This is a genomic window from Robiginitalea sp. (genome assembly GCF_049588695.1).
Taxonomy (GTDB): domain Bacteria; phylum Bacteroidota; class Bacteroidia; order Flavobacteriales; family Flavobacteriaceae; genus Robiginitalea.
Window position 1 is genome coordinate 1 of sequence record NZ_JBAVZJ010000058.1, and the last position, 2,460, is coordinate 2,460.

Below are 2,460 nucleotides of genomic sequence, written 5' to 3' on the forward strand. Positions count from 1 at the left end.
AATTGAAAATGTGACTGTTTCAGGTTCACTCCAGACGGCATTGGGGCTCGAAGCCCGAACCGAAAAAGTATACTCCCCGGGTTTGAGATCGTAGAAGTAAGCCGATCGCGAGTTGCCTACCTGCCGCCAATCCTCATCAACAGGCGAGAGTTTGTAAGCAAACTCGTTCTTTGAAGGGTTGTCATAATGGATGCCCTTATAGGTGATCGAGAGGTTATTTTGGGTATGTTTCAGGGGAGGGGTCTTTCCCTCGTCAAAGGGAATAGCTTCTTCCCCGGCATTCATTCCGGTTATCCGCGTGATCGGTGGCCGGGAGTCCCCTGTGAAATCAGCGGGATTGAACACAGTTATCCCGTTGCTGCCTCCAAAGACAAACAATCCATTGGACAATTCCAGGGTGGAGTTATCTGCATACAGGCTTTGGGCTCCTTCCTCGTTGCCGTAGGAAGTAAAGGTTTCCGTTTCCCTGTCAAAGCGGGTTATTCCCCGGAAGGTGCTCATCCACAGGACATTTCGCTCCTCATCTTCGAGGATTCCCTGTATGCTCGGACTGGGTAGGCCGTCCTCGATACCGTAATACTTGATGTCGCCCGTATCCGGATCATACCGGTTCAACCCTCCCTGCCAGGTACCCACCCAGAGGTAACCGTCTTTGTCTTCAAGGAGGGAGTTGATATCCTGGGAGGAAAAAACCGGGCCTTTATTGGGATCATATCCGTGCCGCTCGAGTTTATCGGTTTGCTCGTCCAGGAAGAACAGGCCTTCATTGGTCTGTACCCAAAGGCCGCCCCGCTTACTTTCCATGACTCTCAGGACCTCATTGCTCACCACCTGCCCCATCTCCCCTTCCGAGAAGTCATACAGACTGTACTTCTCCCCGGTCTGCCTGTAGAGCCCGGACATCGTAGAAATCCAGAGATCCCCCCCGGAATCCCTGTAAACATTGTTGAGCCAATTCACATTTTCGGAATCACTTAAGATCCCAGGGTCCACAACCTCCCCTGAATTTACATCGTACCCGTACAACTTTTGTTCGGACCGGAAAAGGAGGCGTCCCTGGTCATAGGCATTGATCATCTGTACGCGGCCATATTCAGGCAATTCCTCCTTAAAAAGCATCTTTGTGATTTCTCCCGTATTCAGGTCGATCTTATTCAGGCCTTCTTCCCCTGCCCAGTTATATGTGGGGAACCAGAGGTTTCCCGCTTCGTCCTCAAAAGGATTATTAGCCCACCCCTCCGTTACGGAATTCGGATCATCCGGGTTATGCAGGTAGGAGGTAAGGGATTGTTTAGGGGGAATGCAATACAGGCCATAGGCCCCGGTCCCGAGCCATATGTTGCCCATCTTATCATAAAGAAAAGCACTAAATGGCCTTGGGGCCATATTTTTTGGGATGTCCAATTGGCCGGATGGAATGTCGTATAGCTCCAGTCCATCCCGGTGGCTGATCCACAGCCGGGCATTGTCATAGCCTATACGGGTACTCCAGTCGGTAATCCCATTAAACGGTGATTGGAAGGATTTGAAATCTATAGTATTCCCGGATAAATCAATTTTACCAAGCCTCCACTGGTTGGTCACAATCCAGATAGACCCTTCATTGTCCCAAACCATATCCGTAGGCATCTCCTGGTCCAGCCAGGCATAACTTTGGAGTTGATCGAGGTCGATAAAAGTGGTTTTCTCAGGTCTGATGATCATAAATCCCTGATTGCCAATCAGGGCAATTTCACCCCTCTCGTTGCCGATCATGCGGTAGACATTCTGTACCGGTTGTCCATCGGGCAGGTTCACTACTTCAAATTTTTCGTCAGCTTCATCATACCTGAGTAAACCGGGGTATTGGTCATACCCGGTACCCGAATTGATGCCGAAATAGAAAGTGCCGTTATGGTCAGACTCGATTTGGGTGATCATCGGCTGGGCATCCGCGGGATACTCAACGATTTCACCAAGCGGGTAGTTTTTAAACAACCCTGTTTTCACATCGTGCCGGTAGATCTTATTCATACTGCCTATCCAGATATCCCCGTTGCTGGCTTCCTTAAGTTTGTAGAGCAGTAGGTCGTCGATGGTGGTGGAATCCTGTGGGTCCGGATAGAAGTTTTTGAATTCGTACCCGTCAAAGGTGAGCAGGCCGCTGAAGGTCGTTATCCAGAGTTCCCCGTTCCTGTCAGAAAGGAGGTCGGTGATGATCATCCCGTTGAGTTCCTCGTAGTGGTTGACCCGGCCCAATTGGTTCTGCCCATATCCCCAAAAGGAAACAAACGCGAATAAGAAAACACCCGATAAGAATCTAATCATAGAGGTAAAATAATCAAAAATTCGGAGCCCACTCCCACTTCCGATGCAACCTTCAATTCCCCCCCATGCCCCTTGGTCACGATATCATACGCCATGCTAAGGCCAAGCCCTGTGCCCTCGCCAGTGGGTTTGGTAGTGAAGAAGGGTTGGAAG

General features: G+C 50.1%; 2 protein-coding genes. Both read right to left on the bottom strand.

Going from position 1 to position 2,460, the window contains the following annotated elements:
• Nucleotides 1-2,307: ligand-binding sensor domain-containing protein (locus WBV75_RS01180; RefSeq protein WP_424118834.1), on the bottom strand; the 2,307-nt coding region annotated here is incomplete at its 3' end.
• Entirely contained in the window at nucleotides 2,304-2,402 is a 99-nt protein-coding gene (locus WBV75_RS01185; protein WP_424118835.1) for a hypothetical protein, read from the bottom strand. The genes WBV75_RS01185 and WBV75_RS01180, both read right to left, overlap by 4 nt.
• Nucleotides 2,403-2,460: the final 58 nt, after the last annotated feature.

Excerpts from the sequence above, each read along its gene's own strand:
- WBV75_RS01185 (WP_424118835.1), bottom strand. The coding sequence starts at position 2,402 with ATGGCGTATGATATCGTGACCAAGGGGCATGGGGGGGAATTGAAGGTT.